Source organism: Herbaspirillum sp. UBA812, assembly GCF_002296545.1.
Taxonomy (GTDB): domain Bacteria; phylum Pseudomonadota; class Gammaproteobacteria; order Burkholderiales; family Burkholderiaceae_D; genus Herbaspirillum; species Herbaspirillum huttiense.
In genome coordinates this window covers 1-3,765 of record NZ_DBIC01000071.1, presented here as the reverse complement: position 1 = coordinate 3,765, position 3,765 = coordinate 1, and the positions used below count along the sequence as shown (strand labels likewise).

The window sequence follows — 3,765 nt, the reverse complement described above, 5'->3', positions numbered from 1 at the left end:
CACGTGGGTGCTCGCGTGGTGTCACTGACCCTCGAAGGCCTGGTGGAACTGTTCCAGATCCGTGAATCGCTGGAAGGCATGGCTTGCCGCCTGGCGGCGCAGCGCATGAGCCGCGCCGAGCTGGACGAACTGCGCCGGGTGCTGGAAACCCACGAGAAGGACGAAGCCTTCCAGGCTGGACGTGGCTACTACCAGCAGGAAGGCGACTACGACTTCCATTACAAGATCATCCAGGCCAGCGGCAACCAGATCCTCACGCGCATTCTCTGCGGCGAGTTGTACCAGCTGGCGCGCATGTATCGCATCCAGTATTCGGCCGCTCCCAACCGGCCACGCCAGGCCTTTGCCGAACACCACCGCATCCTCGATGCCCTGGCCGATGGCGACGGCGAACTGGCCGACCTGCTGATGCGGCGTCACATCGGGGCCTCCCGCCGCAACATCGAACACCAGATCGCCCAGACCGGGCCCGGCAGCACCGGGCAGCAGCGCGATCAGGCCTGAACGCATTCCTCCACACAACAACCATTCCATCAACGAGACACGAGCCAACCGCCATGAATACCCAATACCGCAAGCAACTGCCCGGCACCCGACTGGATTATTTCGATGCCCGCGCCGCCGTGGAAGCGATCCATCCTGGCGCATGGGAAACCCTGCCCTACACTTCCCGTGTGCTGGCAGAAAACCTGGTGCGCCGCTGTGATCCGGCGACCCTGACGGATTCGCTGCGCCAGCTGATCGAACGCAAGCGTGAACTGGACTTCCCGTGGTTCCCGGCGCGCGTGGTGTGCCACGACATCCTGGGCCAGACCGCGCTGGTGGATCTGGCCGGCTTGCGCGACGCAATTGCCGACATGGGCGGCGACCCGGCCAAGGTCAATCCGGTGGTGCCGGTGCAACTGATCGTGGATCACTCGCTGGCGGTGGAATGTGGCGGCGACGATCCGCAGGCCTTCGAAAAGAATCGTGCCATCGAAGACCGCCGCAATGAAGACCGCTTCCACTTCATCGACTGGACCAAGCTGGCCTTCGAGAACGTGGACGTGATCCCGCCCGGCAACGGCATCATGCACCAGATCAATCTGGAGAAGATGTCGCCGGTGATCCACGCCAAGGATGGCGTGGCCTTCCCCGACACCCTGGTCGGCACCGACAGCCACACCCCGCACGTGGACGCGCTGGGCGTGATCGCCATCGGCGTGGGTGGCCTCGAAGCGGAAAACGTCATGCTCGGCCGCGCCTCCTGGATGCGCCTGCCCGACATCATCGGCGTGGAACTGACCGGCCGCCGCCAGCCCGGCATCACGGCCACCGATATCGTGCTCTCGCTGACCGAATTCCTGCGCAAGCAGAAGGTGGTGGGGGCCTATCTGGAATTTTATGGCGATGGCGCGGCCAGCCTGACGCTGGGGGATCGCGCCACCATCTCCAACATGGCCCCGGAATATGGCGCGACGGCCGCCATGTTCTCCATCGATCAACAGACCATCGATTACCTGAAGCTGACCGGACGTGAAGATGAACAGGTCAAGCTGGTGGAAACCTATGCCAAGGAAGCCGGCCTGTGGTCCGATACACTGGCCAAGGCCGAATACGAGCGCGTGCTGCGCTTCGACCTCTCCACCGTGGTCCGTACCCTGGCCGGTCCCAGCAATCCGCACAAGCGCCTGCCGGTCTCCGAACTGGCCGCCCAAGGCATCGCCGGCAAGGTGGAGAACGAACCGGGCAAGATGCCTGATGGCGCCGTCATCATTGCCGCCATCACCAGCTGCACCAACACCAGCAACCCGCGCAACGTGATCGCAGCCGCCCTGCTGGCGCGCAATGCCAATCGCCTGGGCCTGACCCGCAAGCCTTGGGTGAAGAGCTCGCTGGCACCTGGCTCAAAGGCAGTGGAACTGTATCTGGAAGAAGCGGGCCTGACCGCTGACCTGGAAAAGCTGGGCTTTGGCATCGTCGCCTTTGCCTGCACGACCTGCAACGGCATGTCCGGTGCGCTGGATCCGAAGATCCAACAGGAAATCATCGACCGCGACCTCTACAGCACTGCAGTACTGTCCGGCAACCGCAACTTCGATGGCCGCATCCACCCGTATGCCAAGCAGGCTTTCCTGGCCTCGCCGCCGCTGGTGGTGGCCTATGCCATTGCCGGCACCATCCGTTTCGACATCGAACAGGACGTGCTGGGCGTGACCGCCGAAGGGAAGGAAATCCGCCTCAAGGACATCTGGCCCAGCGACGAGGAAATCGATGCTGTGGTGGCTACCGCAGTCAAGCCCCAGCAATTCCGCAATGTCTACACCCCGATGTTCTCCGCACGCGTGGACCGCAGCCAATCGGTCAGCCCGCTGTACGACTGGCGTCCCCAAAGCACCTACATCCGCCGTCCGCCCTACTGGGAAGGTGCGCTGGCCGGTGAGCGCACGCTCTCGGGCATGCGTCCGCTGGCCGTGCTGGGCGACAACATCACCACCGACCACCTCTCGCCCTCCAACGCCATCCTGCTCGACAGCGCGGCCGGCGAATACCTGGCCAAGATGGGCTTGCCGGAAGAAGACTTCAATTCCTACGCCACCCATCGCGGCGACCACCTGACCGCGCAGCGCGCCACCTTCGCCAATCCCAAGCTGTTCAACGAAATGGTCAGGAAAGCCGATGGCAGCGTGCAACAAGGTTCACTGGCGCGCCTGGAACCGGAAGGCAAAGTCATGCGCATGTGGGAAACCATCGAAACCTACATGGAACGCAAGCAGCCGCTGATCATCATTGCCGGGGCTGATTACGGCCAGGGTTCCTCGCGCGACTGGGCCGCCAAGGGTGTGCGCCTGGCGGGTGTGGAAGCCATCGTGGCCGAAGGCTTCGAGCGCATCCATCGTACCAACCTGATCGGGATGGGCGTGCTGCCGCTGGAATTCAAGGCCGGCGAAAACCGCAATACCTACGCCATCGACGGTACCGAAACCTATGACGTCATCGGCCAGCGCCGTCCGCGCGCCGACCTGACGCTGGTGATCCACCGCAAGAATGGCGAGCGTGTGGAAGTGCCGGTGACCTGCCGCCTCGATACCGCCGAAGAAGTGTCGATCTACGAAGCCGGCGGCGTGCTGCAACGCTTCGCCCAGGATTTCCTGGAAGCCTCCGCCAACGCCGGCCAGAACACCAAGGAACAAGCATGAGCCAAGTCCCCCAGATCCGCATTGCCGCCACCTACCTGCGTGGCGGCACCAGCAAGGGCGTGTTCTTCAAGCTGGACGACCTGCCCGAAGCCGCCCGCGTCCCGGGCCGTGCACGCGACAAGCTGCTGCAGCGCGTGATCGGCAGTCCCGATCCGTATGGCAAGCAGATCGACGGCATGGGCGGCGCGACTTCCAGCACCAGCAAGACAGTGATCATTTCACGCAGCGAGCGGCCGGGCCATGATGTCGACTATCTGTTCGGCCAGGTCTCCATCGACAAGGATTTCGTGGACTGGAGCGGCAATTGCGGCAACCTGTCCGCAGCGGTCGGTCCTTTCGCGATTTCCGCCGGGCTGGTGGACCCGTCCAAGTTGCCGCAGGATGGCGTGGCCGTCATCACCATCTGGCAGGCCAACATCGGCAAGACCATTGTGGCCCATGTGCCCATTCGTGGCGGACAGGTGCAGGAAACCGGCGACTTCGAACTGGATGGCGTGACCTTCCCCGCCGCTGAAGTCCAGCTGGAATTCATGGATCCGGCAGCCGAGGAAGAAGGCGCCGGCGGTGCCATGTTCCCCACCGGAAA

At 63.6% G+C, this 3,765-nt stretch carries 3 protein-coding genes; all 3 read left to right on the top strand.

Going from position 1 to position 3,765, the window contains the following annotated elements; all coding sequences use genetic code 11:
- Positions 1–504, top strand: a 504-nt coding sequence (locus tag B3873_RS04515; protein WP_286864261.1) for a GntR family transcriptional regulator, incomplete at its 5' end; no start/stop codon positions are given.
- Positions 505–557: 53 nt separating this feature from the next.
- The gene (gene acnD / locus B3873_RS04510; protein ID WP_286864260.1) at positions 558–3,179 is read left to right on the top strand and encodes a Fe/S-dependent 2-methylisocitrate dehydratase AcnD; all 2,622 of its coding nucleotides are present in this window, start codon (positions 558–560) and stop codon (positions 3,177–3,179) included.
- Positions 3,176–3,765 (top strand): PrpF domain-containing protein (locus B3873_RS04505; protein ID WP_286864258.1); only part of this gene is annotated, 590 nt, incomplete at its 3' end. The genes acnD and B3873_RS04505, both read left to right, overlap by 4 nt.